Origin of the sequence: Branchiibius sp. NY16-3462-2 (genome assembly GCF_001594145.1) — a bacterium.
Lineage (GTDB): Bacteria > Actinomycetota > Actinomycetes > Actinomycetales > Dermatophilaceae > Branchiibius.
Genome location: NZ_LVCF01000001.1, coordinates 611,119 through 632,709 on the forward strand (window position 1 = coordinate 611,119; position 21,591 = coordinate 632,709).

The following is a 21,591-nucleotide window of genomic DNA, read 5'->3' on the forward strand; positions in this document are numbered from 1 at the left end:
TTCCGGTAATGTCTCGTCTTTGTGTCTGCCGCCCTGACGCCGTATTGGCTGATTTTCCGCGCCGGGGTGCGGCGGCAGTCGACGTACTGGCTGGCCACGATCGGCGGCCTTGTGGCCAACCTCACCTTCGGCTTCCTGAAGGCCGCGGTCCTCTTCGCGACAGTCGAGGCGGCCGGCGGCGAGCTCAAGGGCTACGACCTGGCCACCATGTCCGGATACGTCTGGTTGTCCCAGGGGCTCCTGGGCTGCATCAACGCGCACGGTCAGTCCGAGATCGGCGACCGGATCAAGAACGGTGACATCGCGATCGACTTCGCCCGCCCGACCAGCGTCTTCGCATCATTTGCGGCCAGCGACCTGGGCGGTGGCGCCTACTCGTTCCTGCCCCGCGGTCTGCCGGCGATCGTCGTGGGCGCGCTCACGACCGGCATCGCGCTGGCGCATAACGTGACCGGCTGGGTGCTCGGGCTGCTGGCCGTGGCGATCGGCATGATGCTGTCCTTCTGCGGCCGGTATGCGATCAACATCCTCGGCCTGTGGCTGGTCGAGACCCGCGGGCTGCAGATGTTCTACATGGTCGTCTCGACCTTCCTGATGGGTATTTTCATCCCTGTCGGGCTCTTCCCGGACTGGCTGCGGACCCTGGCGCACGCCACTCCGTTCCCGGCGATGTTCATGACCCCCATCGACCTGCTCTCCGGCCGGATCGACGGCTGGGCCGGGGTGAGCGCCGTGGCGGTTCAACTGGCCTGGCTCGTGGGGCTGGTCACCCTGTGTCTGCTGCTCACCCAGCTCGGGCGGCGCCACCTGGAGGTGCAGGGTGGCTGACGTCTCGGCGTACGCCGCGGTCCTGAGGGGTCAGGCCCGCGCCCAACGCTCCTACCGGACCAATTTCGCCATCGACCTGGTCAGCTCCGGGGTCGTCGGCCTGGTCGAACTGGCCGAGGTGTGGATCCTCTTCCACAACGTGACGGTGCTCGGCGGCCTGACTTTCACCCAGATGATCCTGGTCTTCGGGCTCGCCGACCTGTGCTATTCCATCGCGGACCTGATCGTCGGGCACGTCGACCGGCTGCCGCGCTACATCCGGGCCGGCACGTTGGACGTGTTCTACCTACGCCCGCAGCCGCTGCTGGCCCAGCTGATCTTCTCCGACATCTCCCTACGCCGGATCACCCGGCTCGGCGTCGGTCTGGCCGCGGCGCTGTACGGGCTGCACGCCAACCCGATCGACTGGTCACCTGCGCATGTCGCGCTGCTGGTCCTCACTCTGGCCAGCGGCATCGCCATCACCTCAGCGCTGTTCGTACTGGCCGCGGGCTGCCAGTTCTGGCTGGTCGACGGCGCCGAACTGACCAACTCCTTCGTCTACGGTGGCCGCTACGCCAGCACCCAGCCCGCGACCGTGTGGCCGATCGGGATCAAGGTGGTCTTCGGTGCGATCTTCCCGGTCGCGTTCATCTCGTTCGTGCCAGCCATGACGCTGCTGGGTCGGCCGGTGATCAACTCCTGGATCGGCTGGTGCGCGCCGCTGGCGGCGCTCTGGATCTGGGCAGTGGCCCTGTTCATGTGGCGGGCCGGCGTGCGGCACTACCAGGGAGGCGGTGGCTGAGTGATCGTCCAGACCGAGAACCTGACCCGGACGTTCGTACGCCGCGGCAAGGGTCTGCGCCGCACCTCCACGACCGCCGTCGACGACCTGAGCATCTCCATCGAGGCCGGGGAGGCGGTGGGCTACATCGGCGCGAACGGTGCCGGGAAGTCCACCACCATCAAGATGCTGGTCGGGATCCTGGTGCCGACGAGTGGGTCGGTGCGCACCTGTGGTCTGGATCCGGTACGCCGACGCCGCGAGTTGGCGCGGCAGGTCGGCGTGGTCTTCGGGCAACGTTCGCAGTTGTGGTGGGACCTGCCGACCCGTGAGTCGTTCAAGATCCTGGCCGCGATCCACCGGGTGACCGACACCGAGCGACTGGATGAGCTGGTCAGTCAGCTCGAACTCGGCGAGTTCCTCGACACCCCTGTGCGACAGTTGTCGCTGGGGCAACGGATGCGCGCGGAAGTTGCTGCGGCACTGCTGCATTCGCCGCAACTGGTGATCCTGGACGAACCCACCATCGGCCTGGATGTCGTCTCCAAACAACGGCTGCGGCAGTTCCTGATCGCGGAGCGGCAACAGCACGGCACCACCCTGCTGCTGACCACGCACGATATGGGCGACGTCGAACGCCTTTGCGACAGAGTGCTGGTCGTCGACCACGGCCACCTGGCCTACGACGGTTCGCTCGCCGGGCTCGCGGCATCCGTGGAGAGCCACCGGGTCCTGGTGCTCGACCTGGACGAAGCGGCAGCGCCGTTGACGGGGATTCCGGGCACGACGTACGTCGGCAGTGAAGTCGGCGGGGCGCGCCAACGCCTGCGGTTCGACCCGGGCCAGACCACCATTGCCGCCGTCCTCGCGCAGGTGCCGAACCTGCGCGATCTGAGCATCGAGGAGCCGGACATCGAGGACGTGGTACGCCGGATCTACGAGGCGCAGCGCTGACTGATCAGACGATCGGGAAGTTCTCCCGGAAGAGATCGGCCGGATCCCACACGGCCTTGAGCGCACGCAACCGGGTGCGGGTCTGCCCGGGATACGCCAACTCCACCAGCGCAGGATCGCCGCTGTTGTCGAAGTTGAGGTAGAGCCCGTCGGCGCGCGCCAGCACCGGTGCCCACGCCGTGTCGAAAGGCGCTCTGCCGGAAGCCATCACCGCGAACTGCTGGTGCCGGTGTGCGTAGGCGGTCGCATCCGGGGCTATGTCGTTCACGGCTCCACCGACGGGGCGGATCTGCACCATGTCGGCGCCCGCGGCCAGCACTCCATCGAGGTCACGGCCCGTACCGGCATCGATCTCGTTCAGCAGGGCGGAGCGCACGGGCCCGCCAGCCTGACCGCTGTGCGGATGTCCGCCATAGGGAACCACCTGGTCGTACGTCGTGATGCGGGCCTGCGCATTGACCGCACCGGGCACATCGACGAACGGTTGCAGCATGGTCTGAATCTCCTGCTCGTCGTCGGTCGCGACCAGCGCCTGGACCATGGCGCGCACGCCACGCGGCCCGCGCACGGCGTAGAGGAAGGCATTCACCTCTCGCGGCGACGCCAGCACCACCTCGGCCCACGCAGGCAGACCGGCTTCGAGACTGGGCCAGTCGTAGACCAGATCCGCGTGCCCGACCCCACGCAGGTGGGCGGCGCGAAAGCGCAGCGAGGTCACGACGCCCAGATTCGGACCCGCACCGCGGATCCCCCAGAAGAGTTCCGGCTCGTGGTCCGCGTCCGTCCACACGACGCGTCCGTCGGCGACCACGATCTCTGCACCGGTGACCCGATCGATCGTCAGACCGTCGCGACGGGCGAGTAAACCGATGCCGCCGACCGTTGCCAGGCCACCGACCCCCACGTCCCCGGAGTCGCCGGAGGTGATGGCCAGCCCGCTCGGGGCGAGCGCACGGGCTACGGGACCCCATCGGTTGCCCGCGCCGATCCGGACCGTGCCTGCTGCGGCATCCTCGATCTCGACCCCGTTCAGCCGGGTCAGGTCGATCACCACACCGCCGTCGTTGGTGGACCGGCCACTGATCCCGTGGCCGCCACTGCGGACACTGAACCGCTCGCCGTACGTCGTGGCCACGGTCAGCGCCTGCGCCACCTCATCCGCCGACCCGGGATAGAGGATCGCCGCGGGCGCACCTCGATACGTGTAGGAGTGCTGCGCCGCACCATAGGCCCGCGATCCCGGCAGCACCGCGGACGAGGCGAGCGTCGGCGGTAGCGCCGCGAGCAGCTCACTCACCGCGACTGGCGGGATCGAGCAGGCGGTCGGTGCCCGATCCGGCGCGCTCGTACAACTCGATGATGCGCTCGCCCACCTCATCACCGGTGAGCCAATCCTGGTGGTCGATGCCGGCCGCCTGGCGCGCGCGGGTGCGAACCACCCCGATGGTCAGGGCCTGGATCCGTGGGCCGCGGTCGGCCAACTGGGCACCGAGCGAGAGCAACAGTGAGCGGATACCCGCATTGCTGGCGCCGATCAGGGGATTCTGCGGGAACGGCACCTCGCCGCTGAGTCCCACGAGCCCGACCACAGCACCAAGTGGTGCGGTCACCGGCACGAAGGCACGCAGCGCCCGCAGGCTTGCTAGTTCGTTCCCCGTGACGATTTCGAGGAACTGCTGGTCCGTGATGTCCAACACGGCTGGTGGTCGTCCTGTCGCGGCGGCACCCACGGAGACGACCACCAGGTCAAGGAGGCCGAACTGCTCCGTGACCTGCCTGCTGATGTCGGCGGGTTCCTGAGTCGCCAGATCGACAACCAACGGTTTGACCCGGTCACCGCCGTCCAGTCGGCCGGCGAGTTCTCGCAACCGGTCGGCCGAACGACCCACTGTCACGACCGTTGCTCCCGCCGCCAGCAGCGCGCGGCTGATCCCTTCGCCCACACCGCCGCTCGCACCGATCACCGCAGCCGTGCGCCCTGCCAGATCAATCATCACGGAACTAGATTATCTCATTTCAGATGATTTGGATTGGACTAACCTATTTGTATGGGTGATCCGGGCAGCGTGTTGCAGGACGACGTGCACTGGCTGATGGCGCGCACCGCACGCAGCCTCGGTGTCGTGGAGGAAGCCGCCATCGCGCACCTGGGGATCACGCTGCGTGAGTACGTCATCCTGGCCGAGGTCGCGGCGACTCCTGGGCGCAGCCAACTCGCCGTCGCCCGCGCGGCGGCCGTCGACAAGAGCCTCATGGTGACGGCGGTCGACCGGCTGGAAGCGGGTGGTCTGCTCGAGCGCACGCCGGACCCGAATGATCGCCGGGTGCGTGCGTTGCAACTGACTCCGAAGGGCCGTCGCACCATGACGCAGGCGGCGCGAGCAGTCCAGCAGACCCAGGACCGCCTGATGGAAACCCTTGAGCCAGAGCAGCGGGCTGTCTTTCGGGCGGCGTTACTGACCCTGGCTGACAATGGCCCGCAGGCGGGGTTCGACACCACCCCGTGCGTCTGAACCGATTACAGCTGCAACAGCATTCGCTCGTTGCCGAGGGTGTTGGGTTTGACCCGGTCAAGGTCGAGGAATTCGGCGACACCCTCGTCGTAGGACTGCAGCATCTCCGCGTAGACCTCGGGGCTGACAGGGTCGCCCTCGATCTCGCGGAAGCCGTGGGCGGCGAAGAACGCGGTCTCGAAGGTCAGGCAGAAGACACGCGACACCCCGAGGCCACGTGCCCGGTCCAGCAGGTTGCTCAGGATCGCTGAGCCGACGCCCTGCCCCTTGAGCGAGGGATGGACGGCGACCGTCCGGACTTCGGCGACGTCCTCCCACATCACGTGCAGCGCCCCGCAGCCAAGGACCCGGGTGTCGTCGCCCGGGTCCAGCACGACCAGGAATTCCTGCAGCGACTCGAAATAGGACACTGCCGGTTTGGCCACGATGGCCCGCGAGCTCACGTAGGGCTTGACCAGTTCCCGGATTCCCCGCACGTGCCGGGTGGTCGCGGGGAAGGGCCCGCTCCACGCGGCGGCAGGCCCGGAGGGAATCCCTCCGGGCCTGCCGTCAGTGTGCGCGTCGGTCACGCGTCGCCTTCGCCACCTTCGCCGATGGTGGCTGCCTCGACATCGAGGCTGTCCGGCGCCTCCGGCTTCGGGGAACCGGTGAAGGTGAAGGTGTCCTCACGACCCTCGCCGGTCGCGTCGACCAGGACGATCTCGCCCGGGCCGACCTCGCCGTAGAGGATCTTCTCGGACAGCACGTCCTCCACCTCACGCTGGATCGCACGGCGCAACGGCCGAGCACCCAGAGCGGGGTCGTACCCGCGGATGGCCAACAACTTCTTGGCCGCCGGCGCGAGTTCGATCGCCATGTCCTTGTCCTTCAGACGCTCGTCCAGGCGCGCGATCATGTTGTCGACGATCTGGACGATCTCGTCCTGGGTCAGCTGCGGGAAGACGATCGTGTCATCGACACGGTTGAGGAACTCCGGCCGGAAGTGCTGCTTGAGCTCTTCGTTGACCTTCGCCTTCATCTTCTCGTAGCCGGTCGCCGTGTCGTTGCCGGACGCGAAGCCCAGCGAGACGCCCTTGGCGATGTCCCGGGTACCGAGGTTGGTGGTCATGATGATCACGGTGTTCTTGAAGTCGACCATCCGGCCCTGGCTGTCGGTCAGGCGACCGTCCTCCAGGATCTGCAACAGCGAGTTGAAGATGTCCGGGTGGGCCTTCTCAACCTCGTCGAACAGCACCACGGAGAACGGCTTGCGGCGCACCTTCTCGGTGAGCTGGCCGCCCTCTTCGTAGCCGACGTACCCGGGCGGGGAGCCGAACAGCCGCGACACCGTGTGCTTCTCGGAGAACTCCGACATGTCCAGGGTGATCAGCGCGTCCTCGTCGCCGAAGAGGAACTCCGCGAGCGACTTGGCCAACTCGGTCTTACCGACACCGGTCGGACCGGCGAAGATGAACGAGCCACCGGGGCGCCGCGGGTCCTTCAGACCAGCGCGGGTGCGCCGGATCGCCTGGGACAGCGCCTTGATCGCGTCGTTGTTGCCGACGACCCGCTTGTGCAGTTCGTCTTCCATCTTGAGCAGCCGCTGCGACTCCTCCTCGGTCAGCTTGAAGACCGGGATACCGGTGGACGCAGCCAGGACCTCGGCGATGAGTTCCTCATCCACCTCGGCCACGACGTCGATGTCGCCGGCCTTCCACTCCTTCTCCCGCTGCGCCTTGGCGTTGATCAGCTTCTTCTCGTCGTCGCGCAGGGCCGCGGCCTTCTCGAAGTCCTGACCGTCGATCGCGGACTCCTTCTCGCGACGGACGTGGGAGATCTTCTCGTCGAACTCGCGCAGGTCGGCCGGAGCCGTCATCCGCCGGATGCGCAACCGCGCACCGGCCTCGTCGATCAGGTCGATCGCCTTGTCCGGCAGGTGCCGGTCGTTGATGTAGCGGTCGGCCATGTTGACCGCACCCACCAGCGCAGCATCGGTGATCGTCACCCGGTGGTGGGCTTCGTACCGGTCGCGCAGACCCTTCAGGATCTCGATGGCGTGCGGGATGGTCGGCTCCTGCACCTGGATCGGCTGGAACCGGCGCTCCAGCGCCGCGTCCTTCTCGATGTGCTTGCGGTACTCATCCAGCGTGGTCGCTCCGATGGTCTGCAGCTCGCCCCGGGCCAGCATCGGCTTCAGGATCGAGGCAGCATCGATGGCGCCCTCGGCGGCACCCGCACCCACCAGGGTGTGGATCTCATCGATGAACAGGATGATGTCGCCGCGGGTGCGGATCTCCTTGAGGACCTTCTTCAACCGCTCCTCGAAGTCACCGCGGTAGCGGCTGCCCGCCACCAGGGATCCGAGGTCGAGGGTGTAGAGATGCTTGTCCTTCAGCGTCTCGGGCACGTCGCCGCGCACGATGTCCGCAGCCAGGCCCTCCACGACGGCGGTCTTCCCGACGCCGGGCTCACCGATCAGGACCGGGTTGTTCTTGGTGCGCCTGGACAGCACCTGCATGACCCGCTCGATCTCCTGCGATCTACCGATCACCGGATCCAGCTTGCCCTCGCGGGCGGCCTGGGTCAGGTTGCGGCCGAACTGGTCAAGCACGAGCGAGCCGGCCGGAGTGCCTTCCTGCGGGTTGCCCTGGCCAACGCCGGCGCCGGCCTTCTCCGGGCCACCCTGGTAGCCGGAGACCAGCTGGATGACCTGCTGACGCACGCGGGACAGGTCGGCACCCATCTTCACCAGGACCTGGGCGGCAACGCCCTCACCCTCGCGGATCAGGCCGAGCAGGATGTGCTCGGTGCCGATGTAGCTGTGCCCGAGTTGTAGACCCTCGCGCAACGAGAACTCCAGCACCTTCTTGGCGCGCGGAGTGAACGGAATGTGCCCGGACTGGGTCTGCTGCGAGGGGCCGATGATCTCCTGCACCTGCTCGCGGACCGCTTCCAGGGAGATCCCGAGGCTGTCGAGCGCCTTGGCGGCGACGCCCTCACCCTCGTGGATCAGGCCGAGCAGGATGTGCTCGGTGCCGATGTAGTTGTGGTTGAGAAGGCGCGCCTCTTCTTGAGCGAGCACGACAACGCGTCGCGCCCGGTCGGTGAACCGTTCGAACATGAGGGCTCCTTGATCTGCCGTCGGTTCTTATGGATGCTAGCCCGCCCACTTGTGTCGTGTCCGGACTCTGGAGGGTGCAACGCAACACGGCGCGCGCATGTTCCATCGCCGCGGATGCCATACGATGCCGCGCATGCCCGACCCGCTGCGCATCGAAGCCCTGGGGCATCGCTTGGAAGTGGAGGTCCAGGCGCTACCGGTCGAGCAAGTGGCGGCGTTACGCGCGCAATGGAGCCGTTGCGCGCCGGACGGGGCCGACACTGCGCCCGCCACGAACGTGCCGCTGTCGGATATCGAGGATCCCGTACGCCGTGACTACGCCTTGTCCTCGGCCGTCACCTTTGCGGCGATCCGGCAGGCGGCTGGTACCGGAGTCATGCTGCACGCCTGTGGCGTCGCCACCGACACGGGTGAGGTTGCGGTCCTGGTGGCGCCCTCGGGTACCGGTAAAACGACGGCGGCGGCGCGGCTGTGTGCTCGTGAGTTCGGCTACGTCACCGACGAAACCGTGCTGATCCAGCCGGATCTGACGGTGCTGCCGTATCCGAAGCCGCTGTCGGTGGTTCTTGAGGCAGACGACCCGCACCACAAGCAACAGCACGGCCCCGACGAACTGCAGTTGCGCACCCCGCCGCATTCGCTGCGCGCAGGCGCGTTACTGCTGCTGGATCGGATTGACCGCGGGGGGCGCGACGAGGACGCACCGCACCCCGCCACGGTGCCCACCCTCGAGCCGGTCGGCTTGATCGACGCGATGATGACGTTGATCCCCCAGACGTCGTCGCTGACCGCTCTGGATCAGCCGTTGACGGCCCTGGCGCAGCTGATCGTCGATCTGGGCGGTGTGCAGACCCTCTACTACCGGGAGATCGACCAGACCAGCGACCTCATCGAGCAGGTCCTGAACGATCGCGGGAGCACCCCGCCCCGGTTCACCTCGGTCCCCGGCAGTAGCGACCCGGTGGACACCGGCCACACACTCACCGACGACGAGGAGCTGTCCCTGCAGCGAGCGCCGTTCGACGACGCCGTCGTCTGCGACGACGAAGTGCTCCTGCTGGCCGGTTCAGTACCGCTCCGGCTCAGCGGCCTGGGCGCGACCATCTGGCTGGCTGCCGAGCAGCCCATGAGCACCCCCGAGCTCCTCGACGTCTGCCGGACCGCCCACGGGGAGCATCCGCAGGCCCCGGATCTGGTGCGTTCAGCGGTTGACGACCTCGTCACGGTGGGAGCGCTCAGCCCAGTCGGGCGATGATCTGCGTCACGTGGTGGTCCAGCAGTTCGGCCACCTCGGCGGCCTTCTCCGGACCCTTGCGGTACGGGTCCTGCACGTCGTACTGCGAGCGTGTCGGGCGTCGGTCCGCCTGGACCGCGGCGAGATAGGCCTCGCCGACGACCTCCTGCGGCAGCGACTGGCTCACGGCGGCCAACTGCCCCACGGTGTGCACCCGGCGCACCATGGCCGGGAAGTCACCGAGGACCACCTGTCGGTGGAACTTCTCCATCGGTAGGACCAGGCTGGCGCCCTGGACGATCGCCCGATTCAGCTGCCGGGAGACGAAACCCTCGGCGTCACCACCCCGGGCGCGCAACTGGGCCGCCATCGATTCGTCCATCGGTGAACCGACCAGGGCACCGACGCCCGCACTGGTGAACCTCCATCCGGTCAGCCCGAACTCCTCGGCACGAACCTGGGCGAGCCGCTCCGCGAAGGCGGACCGGCAGATGTTCCCAGTACAGATGAAGACCGCCAGCGACGGGGTGTCCATCGCCGGCTAGGCGGACTTCTTCTTAGCCGGAGCCTTTTTGGCGGCCGTCTTCTTCGCGGGAGCCTTCTTGGCAGGAGCCTTCTTGGCAGGAGCCTTCTTCGCGGGGGTGGGCTTCTCGCCGCGAGCGGCTTTGGCCCGGTCGACGCTCTGTTGTAGCGCTGCGAGCAGGTCGACGACCTGACCGCCTTCGTCCTGTGGTTCGGCAGCCGCGGTCACTTCACCGCCGGCCAGTTTCGCCTCGACGATTTGATGGATCGCTTCCTCGTAGTCGTCGGTGTATTCGTCAGGTTCATAGTCGCCCGCCAAAGACTCGACCAGCATCTGCGCCATCGCGGTCTCGGCCGGTTTCACACTGAGGTCGGCGTCGTCCAGCACCCCGAACTCAGGAGTGCGCACCTCGTCCGGCCACAGCATCGTCTGCAGGGCGATCACCTCGTCGCGCACCCGCAGCACCGCGATCGTCATGCGGGTGCGAATGGTGATCGTGACCAGCGCGACGCGGTCGGTCTGCAGCAACGCATCCCGCAGCAGTGCGTACGGTTTCACGGCGCTGGCGTCGGGCTCCAGGTAGTAGCTCTTGTCCAGATAGAGCGGATCGATCTCGCTGGCCGGCACGAACTTGTCGACGGCGATCTCCCTCGAGGTCGAGATCGGCAGATTGGCCAGGTCGTCGTCGGTCAGGACGACCATCTGGCCGTCCTCGGTCTCATAGCCCTTGGCGATGTCGTTGTAGCTGACCTCTTCGCCATCGATCGCGCAGACGCGTCGATAGCGGATCCGGCCCCCGTCCTCGCGATGGACCTGGCGGAACTGCACGTCGTGATTCTCGGTCGCCGAATACAGCCGGACCGGCACGTTGACCAGACCGAACGACACGGCACCCTTCCAGATCGCCCGCATTGTGCAAGAGTGCCCCATGCGCCCGATGCTTGCCACCCCTGGCAATTCGGTGCCGGTGGGCGGCGACTGGCAGCACGAGGTGAAGTGGGACGGGATGCGGGTCCTGGTCCAGGTTGACGGGCCCCGGGTCCGGGTGACCTCCCGCACCGAACGGGACGTGACCGTTGCCTTCCCCGAACTCTCCTCAGCCGGTAGCGGATTGCCCGGCCACGACATCCTGCTCGACGGCGAGGTGGTCGTGCTGAACAACGGAACGCCGAGCTTCGCCGGGATCGCCGAGCGATTCAACGTCACCAAACCCGCCGACGCCGATCGGCTGGCCGCGACCGCCCCGGTGACCCTGATGACGTTCGACCTGCTGCGGGTGGGCGGCCACGAGATCCTGACCCAACCCTTGCGGGTACGCCGCGAACTCCTGGAGGCGACGGGTCTCACCTCCGCCTGGGTGCAGGTGCCGCCCGTCTTCGACGACGGTGAACTACTCCTGACCGCGACTGACGAGCAGGGAGTGGAAGGCATTGTGTCCAAACGACTTTCGTCCCCTTATCGACCTGGGACCCGCTCCCCCGATTGGCGCAAGATCGTGCATCGCCGCACCTCGTCGTACGTCGTCGGAGGGTGGCGACCCGAGACCGACCGGGCGGGCGTGCTCGGCAGTCTGTTGATCGGCACGCCGGCCGAGGACGGTCTGCAGTACGTCGGCCGGATCGGTTCAGGACTGGCCGGCGCCGCCGGCGCGGCGCTCCTGCCGAAGCTGCGGGCGCTGGAGGCACCGACCAGCCCGTTCAACGCCCCCGTGCCACCGGCCGAAGCACGCGGCGCGCACTGGATGCGACCGGAACTGGTGGTCGACATCGAGTACCACACGATCACCAGGGACGGCCGGTTGCGCCAACCCAGTTGGCGCGGCGTGCGTGCCGACCTGACCCCGCAGGATCTGTGATGCCCGAGGAGAAGATCAGCGTCGAAGTCGACGGGCGGCGACTGCAGGTCAGCAACCTGGACAAGATCCTTTATCCGGGCACAGAAACCACCAAGGGCGAGATCCTGCACTACTACGCCCAAGTCGCGCCGGTCCTGTTGCGAGTGATCGCGCAGCGACCGGTGACGCGGGTGCGCTGGCCGCATGGGGTGGGTGACCAGTCGTTCTTCGAGAAGAACGTGCCGGGCGGCACACCGTCGTGGATCCGGCGGGTCGAGCGCGGTGGCGTGACGTATCCGTTGATCGACGACGTCGCTGGCCTGACCTACTTCGCCAACCTGGCGGCGCTGGAACTGCATGTGCCGCAATGGAAATTCGTCGACGAGGAGCCGGTGAACCCCGACCGTCTGGTCATCGATCTGGATCCGGGCAAGGGCGCCGGGCTGCCGGAGTGTGCGGCGCTCGCGCTGACGATCCGGGACCGGTTGGCCGAGATCGCCACCAGTGACGTCGTTCCGGTGACCAGCGGCAGCAAGGGGATGCAGCTGTACGCCGAGGTCGACGGATCACGGACCAGCGAGGAGGTCCGCGACTGGGTCAAGTCCCTGGCCCAGCGACTCACCAAGGAGCAACCGGACGCGGTCGTGTGGAAGATGACGACCTCGTTGCGCCCGGGAAAGGTCTTCGTGGACTGGTCACAGAACACCGCGGCCAAGACCACGATCGCGCCGTACTCGCTGCGTGGTCGCGACCGGCCGACGGTTGCCGCGCCGCGCACGTGGGACGAGATCGAGGACGGACCGACCCTGCAGCACCTGACCTTCGACGAGGTGCTCGACCGGCTGGAGGACCTCGGCGACCTCTGGCCGCTGGACTAGACCCGGCCGAGAAAGCCAAGGACCCGCTCGACCAACAGGTCCGTTGCTGCCGAATCATATTGCGGCAGTGAGGAATCCTCGAACAGGTGCACATCACCGGGATACAGGAAAAGTTCGGCGTCCGCACCGGAGGCGACCAGTGCACGGGCGGAATCCAGATCGCCCTCGTGGGCGAAGAACTCGTCGTCGTCCATGCCGTGGATCTGGGCGGGTAAGCCCTCCGGCCATGGACCGAACGACCACTCGCCGGTGATCGGGAAGCAGGTCTCCAGCAGCACCGCACCCCGAGCGCCCGACCGGGTCTGCGCGAGGCGTTGCGCCTGTCCGCCGCCCATCGAGATCCCGGCGTAGACAACGTCGGCTGGCAGTTCGGCGACCGCGGCATCGGCCAGCGCGTCGGTGTCCAGGTCCTTGGAAAACTCGAAACCCTCCGGGATGGCCGCGAACGTCTCCCCGCCATAGAGGTCCGGGGTGTGCACGGTGTGACCCGCCGCGCGCAGCCGATCCGCGAGCGCGATGACACCAGGGGTCAGGCCGAGAACGTGATGGAAGAGGACGACTGTGGTCATGACGCCACCGCCCAGGCCGCGGCCAGGCGAGCGCGCGCGTGGACCACGGACTCGTCGTACAGGCGACAGAGGTAGTCGGCGTCGTCGGTCAATGCGGTGCGGAACTCCCAGTCCGGGTCCGCATCGAAATCGTGGTGTTCGACCAGCGAGAGGTGTCTGAGTAACCCGGCCAGATGCTCGATCTCGGTGCCGGCCAGCGGCGGTTCCCAGGGTGGGTCGATGCGTTCGGTAGTCGCCATACGGGCGACGTTAGGACTTATTGCGGACGGATCGTTGCCGGATTACCTGGCAGGCTGTGGGGATGGATGAGTCGAATCCGACCGTGCGCTCGCTGCGCACCCTGCAACTGCTGCAGGACCGGCCGGGAATCAGCGCAGAGGAGTTGGCGCGGCGTCTGGATTGTTCGGACCGGGCCGCCCGGCGGTACGTGAGCATCCTGCGCGAGGCGGGGATCCCGGTCTTTGCCATCCGCGGCAGGTACGGCGGGTACCGGCTGGGCAGCGGGGTGCGGCTGCCGCCGGTGACCTTCACCGCCGCCGAAGCACTCGGCCTGGTGATGGCGGTGCTCGACGGACATCACGCAGCCGGCGACGACACCGCGCCGGTCGGGGCAGCACTGGCCAAGGTGGTGCGGGCCATGCCGGCCTCGGTGGCCGGGCCGGTGGAGACGATCCGACGGTGGATCGCGCCGGCGCCGGATCGCGGTGCGGCCCGGCCCGATCCGGCGATCACCATCGAGTTGGTGCAGGCCTGGTCGCAGCAGCGCGTCGTGCGCATCACCTACTGCTCCGAGCGGGGCACGACGTGGACCACCGAGGTCGAGCCGTGGGCCATCGTCGTGCGGCACGGGCGGTGGTATCTGCTGTGCCGGGACCGCGGCCGGGACGCGATGCGCGCCTATCGCGTCGACCGGATCACCGAACCGCTGCCCCTGATCGACACTTTCGAACCGCCCGTCGACCTCGACCCGGTACAGATGCTGGAGGAACATCTGGCGACCGGTTGGGAGTACGCGGCCGAGGTCCTGATCCATGCACCGATCGAACGGGTGCGCCGATGCGTGTCACCGGCGTGGGGACGACTGACCGCGGAAGGAGACATGACCCGGTTGACCGGCACGACCGACAGTCCGTATTTCTACGCCGAACAGTTGGCCACGCTGCCGTGGTCCTTTGAGGTGGTCGGCAGCGAGGAAGTCAGGTCCGCGGTGCGGGAGGTGGGTCAGCGGCTGGTGGCTGCGACGACGCCGTAAGTTCGGCGTCCCGCGCGGCATCCCACTGCGCCTGCGCGATCCGCTCGCGCCGGTCGGCCTCCATGATGTGCTTCATGATCACGTAGAACAGATAGACCAGCCCGATGGTCGGCAGGAGGGTCAGGATCGCGGGCCACACCCCCTCAGGATAGACCGGGCAGCAGCGCCTCCTGACGCTCCAGGTCCAGCAGCCAGCGCTTGCGCTCCACACCGCCGCCGTATCCGGTCAGCGATCCGTCCGCGCCGATGACCCGGTGGCACGGGATCACGATCGATAGCGGATTGCGTCCGTTGGCCAGGCCGACGGCGCGGCTCGCGGACGGATTGCCCACGGCCGTGGCCAGTTCCCGGTAACTCCAGGTCACGCCGTACGGGATCTGGCGCAGGGCCTGCCACACGCGCACCTGGAAGTCGGTGCCGATCGGACGCATCGGCAGATCGAAGGTCGTGCGGTCGCCCGCGAAGTACTCGGTGAGCTGCTGGGCGGCGTCGCCCAGGACCCCGCCGTCACCGGGTTCACCGAGCGCGTCGCTGCCCGGGTGGTGGGCATGCCCCTCCATGTAGACCGCGACCAGTTCGTCGCCGTCGGCGACGAGGGTCAGCGGGCCGATCGGAGTCGGATCGAGGGTCAGGTGCCGGCGAGTCATGCGATGGCCTCCATCGGTGGTAGCTGGTTGGTTTCGTGGTCGGTCATGCCCCACAGGTGCTGGGTGACGTAGGCACGCCAGGGCCGCCACGCCTCAGCGGGCGGGCCGATACGTTCGAGGGTTCGCCGTACGGCCAGATCGGTCCCGGGGAAGGCATCCGGATCGCCCAGGGCCCGCATCGCGATCGACTCCACGGACCAGGGACCTATTCCCGGTACGCCGAGTAGCCGCTCCCGCGCAACCGTCCAGTCCGCGCCGGGAGACACATCGATCTGCTCCTCAGCCAACGCCCGGGCCAGTGATCGCAGGGTCCGCTTCCTGGTCTCGGGCATCGCGAGGACGTCGTCCGACGCCTCCGCAACAACGTCGGCGGTCGGGAAGATCCCGGTGAGACCGCCCGCGGGATCGCTGACCGGTTCGCCCAGAGCGGTCGTCAACCGGGCGGCGTGTGTGCGAGCCGCCCGGGTCGAGATCTGCTGACCGAGCACGATCCGCAACGCCATCTCGACCGGATCGGTGGTGTGCGGGACGCGGCGACCGGGCGCCTGCGCGATCAACGGTCGCAACCGCGGGTCGGCGCTCAGCGCGGCATCGACAGCCTGCGGATCAGCGTCCAGATCGAGCAGGAAGCGGCAGCGGCTGACTGCGGTCTGCAGATCCCGCACATCCTGCAACCAGACGGTCGTCGCCACATGGTCAGGGGCGGGTCGCAGCGCGACGATCCCCGCGCCGTACGTCAATCGCACGGTCCGGCGATAGGCGCCATCACGCCACTCCTCCACCCCCGGCACACCGGTCGCGGCCAGATGCCCGAAGACGTTGTCCGGCAGGAACGGCAGGCGCATCGGCAGCCGCAGATCGATCCGGTGCCAGGCAGGCGGATCGGCAGCGCGCAGCGGTGATCGGCGGGCGCGCAACTGCGTGGGGGTCAGCGCGAAGGTGGTGCGCACGACGTCGTTCATGGAGCGGATGCTGCCGAACCCGGCGGCGAAAGCAACGTCGGCGAACGGCATCGCGGTCGTCTCGATCAGGATCCGGGCGGTCTGCGCTCGCTGGGAGCGGGCCAGCGCGAGCGGACCGGCACCGAGCTGCTCACTGACGACGCGTTCGATCTGCCGGCTGCTGTAGCCCAGCCGCTGCGACAGGCCCTCGACGCCCTCACGCTCGACGACCCCGTCGGCGATCAATCGCATCGCCCGGGCGACCAGATCATCGCGCACATTCCACTCCGGCGAACCGGGCGTGGCATCGGGCAGGCACCGTTTGCAGGCGCGGTAGCCGCGAGCCACCGCGGCGGCCGCCGACGGCAGGAAGTCGATGCGGTCGGCCCGCGGCGGGGTGGCCGGGCAACTGGGCCGGCAATAGATCCTGGTGCTGCGGACCGCGGTCACGAACCAGCCGTCGAACCGCGCATCGCGGCTGCGAACGGCCGCCAGAGCGGTCGCGGTGTCGAGGTGCATACCCTCAGTCTGCGGCCTGCCGACGGCTGCGGCTAGCAGGAATCCGACATCACGCTCGTAGGGCTAGGCCGGCGCCGTCGGCCCGACGGTGATGGGCAGATTGTCGATCAACCGGGTGGTGCCGACCTTGGCCGCGACGGCCAGAATCGCCGTGCCGTGGTACCACTCGGGTACCTCTTCCAACCGGACCGGATCGACCAGCACCAGATAGTCGACCTGGGCCAGCGGTTCGCGCACGAGCACGTCCCGCGCCGCGCGCCGGATCGCCGCCGGACCTCGCACGGCCTGCGCCTCGCCCGCCCGCAGCGCCTGCGACAAGGACAGCGCGGCCTCCCGGTCGGTCAAGGTCAGATAGACGTTGCGCGAGGACATGGCCAGATCGTCGGCCTCGCGGACGGTCGGCACCGCGATGACCTCGATCGGGAAATCGAGATCGGTGGCCATCCGGCGGATGAGCAGCAACTGCTGGGCGTCCTTCTGCCCGAAGTAGGCCAGATCCGGTCGCACCAGATGGAACAACTTAGCGACGACGGTGAGGACCCCGTCGAAATGCCCGGGTCGCAGAGCGCCTTCGAGAACCGAACCCAGCGTGCCGGCGCTGACCCGGATCCCGGGCTCTCCGTCGGGGTACATCACGTCCGGCGTCGGGGCGAAGACCAGATCCACGCCCTGCTCCCGGCAGATCTCCAGATCGGCGTTCAGCGTCCGCGGATAGCGCGACAGATCCTCACCGGCGGCGAACTGCAGCGGATTGAGGAAGATCGTGACGACGACGCTGTCGGCTTCCTGGCGGGCCTGCGCGATCAGCTGCGCGTGTCCGGGATGCAGCGCGCCCATGGTCATGACCACGGCAACCCGGCCCGGCAGCGCGGCCCGCGCGTCTCGCAACTCCTCGCGGGTGTGCACCAACTGCGTCGTCATGGCGCTCACGGTACTCAGTCGTCGCCGGCCAGCAATTCGCGCAGGGGCAGCACCGCTTCGGCCGGCATCGCCCGACGCAGAGCGGCGCGTTCCAGCGTGGCTTGAGCGAGGGCCCGATACGCAGGTTCGATATCCGCGCTGTGCTTGATCAGGGCGTCGAGGTGCGCGCGGACCGTGCCGACGTCTCCCCGGGAGACGGGACCGGTGAGCGCCCGGTCCCCACGTTCGAGTGCGTTCGTGGTGGCCGCCTCGACCAGGGGTGCGATGAACCGGCCCGGATCCTCGACGCCGATCTCACGCAACACCTGCTCGGATTGCGCGATGACCGTGACCAGATGGTTGGCCGCGTGCGCCAGTGCCGCGTGGTACGCCGCCCGGTCACCTTCGGCGATCGCGACCGGCAGGCCACCGAGGTCCAGAACGAGAGCTTCGGCGACGACACCGACACCTGCGGAGGCAGTGATCGCGAACGGCGTGCCGGGCAACCGGTCGAGATCGGCCGGGGTGCCGCTGAACGTCATCACCGGATGCAGCGCGATCGCGTCCCCGTGTGCCGTGGTCACCGCGGCCAGTGCCTCGACCCCGTGGAACCCGCTGAGGTGGATCACCAGTTTGCCTGGCCCCCAGAGCTTTTCAGCGGCAAGACCGTTGGCCAGCGGCTCGATCGCATCATCCGGTACGCCGAGGATCACCACGTCCGCCTCACTCACCACCCGCTCGACCGGGCGGATCGGGACGCCGGGCAGGAGTTCTGCTGCGCGCTCGCGAGAGGCGTCGCTGACCGCACTGACGGCCACGATCTCGTGGCCCGCTGCCCGCAGCGCGGCGCCGATGACCGAGCCAGCCCGGCCGGCTCCTACAACACCGACGCGCAGATTGGGCCGGGACAGTTCGCTCACGCTGCCTGACGTTACGTCACTTCCACGCTATTTGCGACGTCTCTTTCGATTGCCGCGAGTGAGATATACCTGGGTACTGCCAATACAACCAAGGGAATGAACAAGAGAACTACCCATACGGTCCTCATATAAAAATCTCTTGCACGTCGCCAAGAATGAATTTCTCCCCACGTGCGAACACCGACTTCGAGGAGGTCACCGGAGTGGATCAGTCACTTGGTGATTCACCTCCCCCTCGAAGAGGAGACGAACTAGTCCTCCGCCTGTGCCTGACGAACTGCCAACAGGCCACACACCACGGATAGGACTGATACGGCCAGCGTGACCCAAAGGATCCACGCAAACCCGAAGATGATCCAACTCGCAATCACAAACGCGATACCAATCCCACCCGTACCGATGAGGATGATCGGCCCCACCAGTTCGTTTTGTCCGTTTTTCATGCCAGCACACTCATTCGCCATGGTGATGATAAGGATTGCTGTAGTCGAGCCGACTCGAATTTCGGGGACATTCGTCGTGACATCCTACGCCGCAACATGACCCCACCCCTCCGTAAGGCCGGGGCCACAGCGACCAGGACTGAACAAAGCGAATTCGGCGGTATCCGCATGGACTCGCGGGCTCTCTGAATGGTTGTCCGGGTGCCCTGCCTACAGTGGGTTGCCATGGCACCGCGTCCGCTGTCCGTCGCGTGGCAGGACGCTCTCTACGGCGATCACGGTTTCTACCGCCGGCCCCGCGGCCCGGCAGGGCACTTCGCAACTTCGGCCCAGGGCGTCCCCGGGGTGTCGCACCTGTACGTCGAGTCTCTCCTTGCGATGGCGGATCGCCTGGGCGCGACCCATCTGGTCGATCTTGGTGCCGGCCGCGGGGAGTTGCTCACTTCGCTGCATGCGCAGGCACCACGGTTGCGGCTGACGGGAGTCGACGTCGTCGACCGGCCGGCCGACCTACCGCCAGGCATCGATTGGGTTCTCTCCCCCGGCGGCGATGGACTTCCGGCGTTGCCCGTCGGCGCCGACACACTGGTCGTTGCCAACGAGTGGCTCGACGTCGTGCCGTGCACGGTCGCCGAGTGGGATGGTGATCGGTGGCGCGTGGTGCACGAGGACAACTCGCTGGGCGATGAGCCGAGCGATGACGAACGTGCGTGGCAGCAGCGCTGGTGGCCGGTGGCAGATCCGATCCCCGGTGACCGCGTCGAGATCGGCCTCACCCGGGACCGGGCCTTCGCCGACCTGCGCGCGAATGGCGCCGCGGTCGTTGCCATCGACTACGGCCACTTCCGCGACGACCGACCCGACAGCGGGACCCTGATGGGTTATCGCCATGGGGTCGGGGTCCAACCGCTGTTCGACGGAAGCACCGACGTCACCGCCCACGTGGCGATGGACTCACTCGGCGCCGACGAGCTGATCACCCAGCGAGAAGCGTTCTCGCGTCTGGGAATTCGTGCCGACCAACCGTCGCTCGACCTGGCCAGCACGGATCCGGCCGGCTACCTGGCAGGCTTGGCTCGGCGTACCGCACTGGCGGCCGCCCGCGATCCCGCCGGACTCGGCGGCTTCTGGTGGGCGCTCAGTTGCCCGCTTGACGCGCCCTGAAGGCGGCCACGTTGAGCCGGTTGCCGCAGCCGGCGTCGCAGAAGCGCCGGGAACGGTTCTTGGTCAGATCGATGAGGACGTCGTCGCAGTCGTCAGCGGCACAGACGCGTAAACGGTCGAATTCGCCGTCCCGGATCACATCGACAACGGCCATCGCCGCCTCGACCACCATCCGCGTCGCCAGCGGCGCATCCGAGGGCGTGGCGTGCAGATGCCAGTCGTACTCATCGTGTTTGACCAGTTGAGGCACCGCGTTGGCCTGTTCCAGGAGGGCATTCACCCGCGCGACCGCTGTGTCTTCGTCGGGCGCCCAGAGCGACCGCACCTGCGCTCGCACCCCACGAACTGCAGCTACTTCGGCTGGTGTGCCAAGAACTGTCCCGGTCCAGCCCCAGGTGCGCACGAAGTCGGCCAGGTCATCGACCGTGCTCAACGCATCGGGATCGGCATGCTCGGAATTGGCCAGTGCCGCCGCCGCTCGCAGCGCCATGTCGGTGTCGTAGCCGAAGGCCACGCCCGTCTCCTTCCGTAAGGGGCTAACCGGTCGTTGACCGCTAACGAGACCACGGCCTAGGCTGACCCAATCGTCACGAGTATAGATCTCGTTAGCCCATTACAGGAGGTGTCATGAGCGCCACCGCCCCCGACGCCGTCGTCCCGGACCTGTCGAAGGACACCTCCGCACAGGGTCACCACCGGTTCGCCGGCCTGCTCTTCGCGATCGCCTCGGCCGCGGCCTTCGGGATGTCCGGCCCGTTCGCGAAGTCGCTGCTGCACGCCGGCTGGACCCCGGCAGCGGCCGTGACCGGCCGGATCGTGATCGCCGCCCTCGTCCTGCTGCCGATCACCGTGTGGCAGATGCGCGGCCGCTGGCACCTGGTGCTGCCCAACTGGCGCCCGATCGCTGGATACGGGCTGGCCGGGGTCGCGGGTGCGCAACTGGCCTACTTCAGCGCTATCCAGACCTTGTCGATCGGGGTCGCGCTGCTACTCGAATACACCGCTCCGCTGTGGCTGGTGCTACTCGCCTGGGTGACCACTCGGCGTACGCCGCATCGCTTGGTCCTGCTCGGTGCCGCGGCCTCGATCGTCGGACTTCTGTTGGTGCTCAACGTCTTTGGCGGTGCGCAGTTGTCGGGCGCCGGGGTCCTCTGGGGACTGGTCGCGGCCGGTTGCGCCGCAGCGTACTTCATCATCGCCAGCAATCCCGGTGGCGGGTTGCCATCCCTCGCGCTCGCCGGGATCAGTATGCAGCTCGGGGCGCTGGCCCTGATCGTGGCCGGTCTGACCGGCATCGTCGACGTGCATGCGAGCACCGCGCCGGTTGAGCTAGCCGGTCACTCGACCTCGTTCGTCGTTCCCCTGCTCGGCATCGCCGTCATCTCCGCGGCGTTCGCCTACGTGACCGGCGTGGTCGCAGCGCGCGACCTGGGGGCCCGGGTCGCATCGTTCGTGGCGCTGTCCGAGGTGTTGTTCGCGGTGTTGTTCGCCTGGTTGCTGGCCGGCGAGGTCCCCGCGGTCATCCAACTGATCGGCGGATTCATCGTGATCGGCGGCGTGGTCCTGGTGCGGCTGGGCGAGTCCCGGGACACGCGACTGGCAGACTAGC

General features: G+C 67.7%; 25 protein-coding genes. 10 read left to right on the forward strand and 15 right to left on the reverse strand.

Annotated features, from left to right (window positions below; translation table 11 throughout):
* Window positions 1-21: 21 nt before the first annotated feature.
* Genes AZH51_RS02955 through AZH51_RS02965 form a run of 3 tightly spaced genes read left to right on the forward strand, consistent with a single transcriptional unit; the run spans window position 22 to window position 2,545 of the window.
* Complete coding sequence (locus tag AZH51_RS02955; protein WP_291521112.1) at window positions 22-828, forward strand: ABC-2 family transporter protein; 807 nt, start codon at window positions 22-24, stop codon at window positions 826-828.
* On the forward strand, window positions 821-1,612 hold the full coding sequence (locus AZH51_RS02960) for an ABC-2 family transporter protein (protein ID WP_291521114.1): 792 nt from the start codon (window positions 821-823) through the stop codon (window positions 1,610-1,612). The genes AZH51_RS02955 and AZH51_RS02960 overlap by 8 nt, the downstream gene beginning before the upstream one ends.
* On the forward strand, window positions 1,613-2,545 hold the full coding sequence (locus AZH51_RS02965; protein ID WP_291521116.1) for an ATP-binding cassette domain-containing protein: 933 nt from the start codon (window positions 1,613-1,615) through the stop codon (window positions 2,543-2,545). It abuts the gene before it with no gap.
* Window positions 2,546-2,549: 4 nt separating this feature from the next.
* Here AZH51_RS02965 and AZH51_RS02970 read toward each other — a convergent pair whose 3' ends face one another.
* Window positions 2,550-3,842 (reverse strand): FAD-binding oxidoreductase, encoded by a 1,293-nt coding sequence (locus tag AZH51_RS02970; protein WP_291521118.1) that lies wholly within the window; start codon window positions 3,840-3,842, stop codon window positions 2,550-2,552.
* Window positions 3,835-4,539: an SDR family oxidoreductase gene (locus tag AZH51_RS02975; protein WP_291521340.1), complete on the reverse strand. Its 705-nt coding sequence runs from the start codon at window positions 4,537-4,539 to the stop codon at window positions 3,835-3,837. Before AZH51_RS02975 ends, AZH51_RS02970 begins: the two co-directional genes overlap by 8 nt.
* A 54-nt stretch (window positions 4,540-4,593) precedes the next feature.
* Between AZH51_RS02975 and AZH51_RS02980 the strand changes: the two genes are divergently transcribed.
* The gene (locus tag AZH51_RS02980; RefSeq protein ID WP_291521120.1) at window positions 4,594-5,058 is read left to right on the forward strand and encodes a MarR family winged helix-turn-helix transcriptional regulator; all 465 of its coding nucleotides are present in this window, start codon (window positions 4,594-4,596) and stop codon (window positions 5,056-5,058) included.
* Window positions 5,059-5,063: 5 nt separating this feature from the next.
* Here the strand turns inward: AZH51_RS02980 and AZH51_RS02985 are convergent, their stop codons facing one another.
* Window positions 5,064-5,591: an amino-acid N-acetyltransferase gene (locus AZH51_RS02985; RefSeq protein ID WP_291521342.1), complete on the reverse strand. Its 528-nt coding sequence runs from the start codon at window positions 5,589-5,591 to the stop codon at window positions 5,064-5,066.
* Window positions 5,592-5,623: 32 nt separating this feature from the next.
* Window positions 5,624-8,158 (reverse strand): ATP-dependent Clp protease ATP-binding subunit, encoded by a 2,535-nt coding sequence (locus AZH51_RS02990; protein WP_291521122.1) that lies wholly within the window; start codon window positions 8,156-8,158, stop codon window positions 5,624-5,626.
* A gap of 133 nt (window positions 8,159-8,291) precedes the next feature.
* Here AZH51_RS02990 and AZH51_RS02995 point away from each other — a divergent pair, with 133 nt between their 5' ends.
* Window positions 8,292-9,413, forward strand: a complete 1,122-nt coding sequence (locus tag AZH51_RS02995) for a hypothetical protein (protein WP_291521124.1) — start codon at window positions 8,292-8,294, stop codon at window positions 9,411-9,413.
* Here AZH51_RS02995 and AZH51_RS03000 read toward each other — a convergent pair.
* Window positions 9,394-9,927 carry a hypothetical protein gene (locus AZH51_RS03000; RefSeq protein ID WP_291521126.1) on the reverse strand — a complete coding sequence of 178 codons (534 nt, stop codon included), beginning with the start codon at window positions 9,925-9,927 and terminating at the stop codon, window positions 9,394-9,396. The genes AZH51_RS02995 and AZH51_RS03000 overlap by 20 nt on opposite strands.
* A 6-nt stretch (window positions 9,928-9,933) precedes the next feature.
* Complete coding sequence (locus tag AZH51_RS03005; protein ID WP_291521128.1) at window positions 9,934-10,827, reverse strand: Ku protein; 894 nt, start codon at window positions 10,825-10,827, stop codon at window positions 9,934-9,936.
* A 16-nt stretch (window positions 10,828-10,843) separates the two neighbouring features.
* Here AZH51_RS03005 and ligD (AZH51_RS03010) point away from each other — a divergent pair, with 16 nt between their 5' ends.
* Window positions 10,844-11,770 (forward strand): non-homologous end-joining DNA ligase, encoded by a 927-nt coding sequence (ligD, locus tag AZH51_RS03010; protein ID WP_291521130.1) that lies wholly within the window; start codon window positions 10,844-10,846, stop codon window positions 11,768-11,770.
* Window positions 11,770-12,627: a non-homologous end-joining DNA ligase gene (gene ligD / locus AZH51_RS03015; RefSeq protein WP_291521132.1), complete on the forward strand. Its 858-nt coding sequence runs from the start codon at window positions 11,770-11,772 to the stop codon at window positions 12,625-12,627. Before ligD (AZH51_RS03010) ends, ligD (AZH51_RS03015) begins: the two co-directional genes overlap by 1 nt.
* Here the strand turns inward: ligD (AZH51_RS03015) and AZH51_RS03020 are convergent.
* On the reverse strand, window positions 12,624-13,196 hold the full coding sequence (locus AZH51_RS03020; RefSeq protein WP_291521134.1) for an alpha/beta fold hydrolase: 573 nt from the start codon (window positions 13,194-13,196) through the stop codon (window positions 12,624-12,626). The two genes, ligD (AZH51_RS03015) and AZH51_RS03020, sit on opposite strands and share 4 nt — an antisense overlap.
* The gene (locus AZH51_RS03025) at window positions 13,193-13,435 is read right to left on the reverse strand and encodes a hypothetical protein (RefSeq protein ID WP_291521136.1); all 243 of its coding nucleotides are present in this window, start codon (window positions 13,433-13,435) and stop codon (window positions 13,193-13,195) included. The genes AZH51_RS03020 and AZH51_RS03025 overlap by 4 nt, the downstream gene beginning before the upstream one ends.
* 62 nt (window positions 13,436-13,497) lie before the next feature.
* On the opposite strand from AZH51_RS03025, the gene AZH51_RS03030 reads away from it, so the two are divergent.
* Window positions 13,498-14,448, forward strand: coding sequence for a YafY family protein (locus AZH51_RS03030; RefSeq protein ID WP_291521138.1), 951 nt, complete (start codon window positions 13,498-13,500; stop codon window positions 14,446-14,448).
* Here the strand turns inward: AZH51_RS03030 and AZH51_RS03035 are convergent.
* The 6 genes from AZH51_RS03035 to AZH51_RS03060 form a co-directional block, all read right to left on the reverse strand.
* Window positions 14,393-14,587 carry a hypothetical protein gene (locus AZH51_RS03035; RefSeq protein ID WP_291521140.1) on the reverse strand — a complete coding sequence of 65 codons (195 nt, stop codon included), beginning with the start codon at window positions 14,585-14,587 and terminating at the stop codon, window positions 14,393-14,395. The two genes, AZH51_RS03030 and AZH51_RS03035, sit on opposite strands and share 56 nt — an antisense overlap.
* Window positions 14,588-14,591: 4 nt before the next feature.
* On the reverse strand, window positions 14,592-15,095 hold the full coding sequence (locus tag AZH51_RS03040) for a methylated-DNA--[protein]-cysteine S-methyltransferase (RefSeq protein WP_291521142.1): 504 nt from the start codon (window positions 15,093-15,095) through the stop codon (window positions 14,592-14,594).
* Window positions 15,092-16,555 carry a DNA-3-methyladenine glycosylase 2 family protein gene (locus tag AZH51_RS03045; protein ID WP_291521144.1) on the reverse strand — a complete coding sequence of 488 codons (1,464 nt, stop codon included), beginning with the start codon at window positions 16,553-16,555 and terminating at the stop codon, window positions 15,092-15,094. Before AZH51_RS03045 ends, AZH51_RS03040 begins: the two co-directional genes overlap by 4 nt.
* Window positions 16,556-16,618: 63 nt before the next feature.
* A complete protein-coding gene (gene panC / locus AZH51_RS03050) occupies window positions 16,619-17,476 on the reverse strand; it encodes a pantoate--beta-alanine ligase (RefSeq protein ID WP_291521146.1) in 858 nt (285 codons plus the stop codon).
* 14 nt (window positions 17,477-17,490) lie between these two features.
* Window positions 17,491-18,375, reverse strand: coding sequence for a DUF2520 domain-containing protein (locus AZH51_RS03055; RefSeq protein ID WP_291521148.1), 885 nt, complete (start codon window positions 18,373-18,375; stop codon window positions 17,491-17,493).
* A 251-nt stretch (window positions 18,376-18,626) separates the two neighbouring features.
* The gene (locus tag AZH51_RS03060; protein ID WP_291521150.1) at window positions 18,627-18,818 is read right to left on the reverse strand and encodes a hypothetical protein; all 192 of its coding nucleotides are present in this window, start codon (window positions 18,816-18,818) and stop codon (window positions 18,627-18,629) included.
* 225 nt (window positions 18,819-19,043) lie between these two features.
* Between AZH51_RS03060 and AZH51_RS03065 the strand changes: the two genes are divergently transcribed.
* Window positions 19,044-19,982, forward strand: coding sequence for an SAM-dependent methyltransferase (locus tag AZH51_RS03065; RefSeq protein ID WP_291521152.1), 939 nt, complete (start codon window positions 19,044-19,046; stop codon window positions 19,980-19,982).
* On the opposite strand, the gene AZH51_RS03070 is transcribed toward AZH51_RS03065, so the two are convergent.
* Entirely contained in the window at window positions 19,957-20,496 is a 540-nt protein-coding gene (locus AZH51_RS03070) for a CGNR zinc finger domain-containing protein (RefSeq protein WP_291521154.1), read from the reverse strand. The genes AZH51_RS03065 and AZH51_RS03070 overlap by 26 nt on opposite strands.
* A gap of 113 nt (window positions 20,497-20,609) precedes the next feature.
* Between AZH51_RS03070 and AZH51_RS03075 the strand changes: the two genes are divergently transcribed.
* The gene (locus AZH51_RS03075) at window positions 20,610-21,590 is read left to right on the forward strand and encodes a DMT family transporter (protein WP_291521156.1); all 981 of its coding nucleotides are present in this window, start codon (window positions 20,610-20,612) and stop codon (window positions 21,588-21,590) included.
* The last annotated feature ends 1 nt before the right edge of the window (window position 21,591 follow it).

Excerpts from the sequence above, each read along its gene's own strand:
- AZH51_RS02975 (WP_291521340.1), bottom strand. The coding sequence starts at position 4,539 with ATGATTGATCTGGCAGGGCGCACGGCTGCGGTGATCGGTGCGAGCGGC.
- AZH51_RS02980 (WP_291521120.1), top strand. The coding sequence starts at position 4,594 with ATGGGTGATCCGGGCAGCGTGTTGCAGGACGACGTGCACTGGCTGATG.
- AZH51_RS02990 (WP_291521122.1), bottom strand. The coding sequence starts at position 8,158 with ATGTTCGAACGGTTCACCGACCGGGCGCGACGCGTTGTCGTGCTCGCT.
- AZH51_RS02995 (WP_291521124.1), top strand. The coding sequence starts at position 8,292 with ATGCCCGACCCGCTGCGCATCGAAGCCCTGGGGCATCGCTTGGAAGTG.
- AZH51_RS03000 (WP_291521126.1), bottom strand. The coding sequence starts at position 9,927 with ATGGACACCCCGTCGCTGGCGGTCTTCATCTGTACTGGGAACATCTGC.
- AZH51_RS03005 (WP_291521128.1), bottom strand. The coding sequence starts at position 10,827 with ATGCGGGCGATCTGGAAGGGTGCCGTGTCGTTCGGTCTGGTCAACGTG.
- ligD (WP_291521130.1), top strand. The coding sequence starts at position 10,844 with ATGCGCCCGATGCTTGCCACCCCTGGCAATTCGGTGCCGGTGGGCGGC.
- ligD (WP_291521132.1), top strand. The coding sequence starts at position 11,770 with ATGCCCGAGGAGAAGATCAGCGTCGAAGTCGACGGGCGGCGACTGCAG.
- AZH51_RS03020 (WP_291521134.1), bottom strand. The coding sequence starts at position 13,196 with ATGACCACAGTCGTCCTCTTCCATCACGTTCTCGGCCTGACCCCTGGT.
- AZH51_RS03025 (WP_291521136.1), bottom strand. The coding sequence starts at position 13,435 with ATGGCGACTACCGAACGCATCGACCCACCCTGGGAACCGCCGCTGGCC.
- AZH51_RS03030 (WP_291521138.1), top strand. The coding sequence starts at position 13,498 with ATGGATGAGTCGAATCCGACCGTGCGCTCGCTGCGCACCCTGCAACTG.
- AZH51_RS03040 (WP_291521142.1), bottom strand. The coding sequence starts at position 15,095 with ATGACTCGCCGGCACCTGACCCTCGATCCGACTCCGATCGGCCCGCTG.
- AZH51_RS03045 (WP_291521144.1), bottom strand. The coding sequence starts at position 16,555 with ATGCACCTCGACACCGCGACCGCTCTGGCGGCCGTTCGCAGCCGCGAT.
- panC (WP_291521146.1), bottom strand. The coding sequence starts at position 17,476 with ATGACGACGCAGTTGGTGCACACCCGCGAGGAGTTGCGAGACGCGCGG.
- AZH51_RS03060 (WP_291521150.1), bottom strand. The coding sequence starts at position 18,818 with ATGAAAAACGGACAAAACGAACTGGTGGGGCCGATCATCCTCATCGGT.
- AZH51_RS03065 (WP_291521152.1), top strand. The coding sequence starts at position 19,044 with ATGGCACCGCGTCCGCTGTCCGTCGCGTGGCAGGACGCTCTCTACGGC.
- AZH51_RS03075 (WP_291521156.1), top strand. The coding sequence starts at position 20,610 with ATGAGCGCCACCGCCCCCGACGCCGTCGTCCCGGACCTGTCGAAGGAC.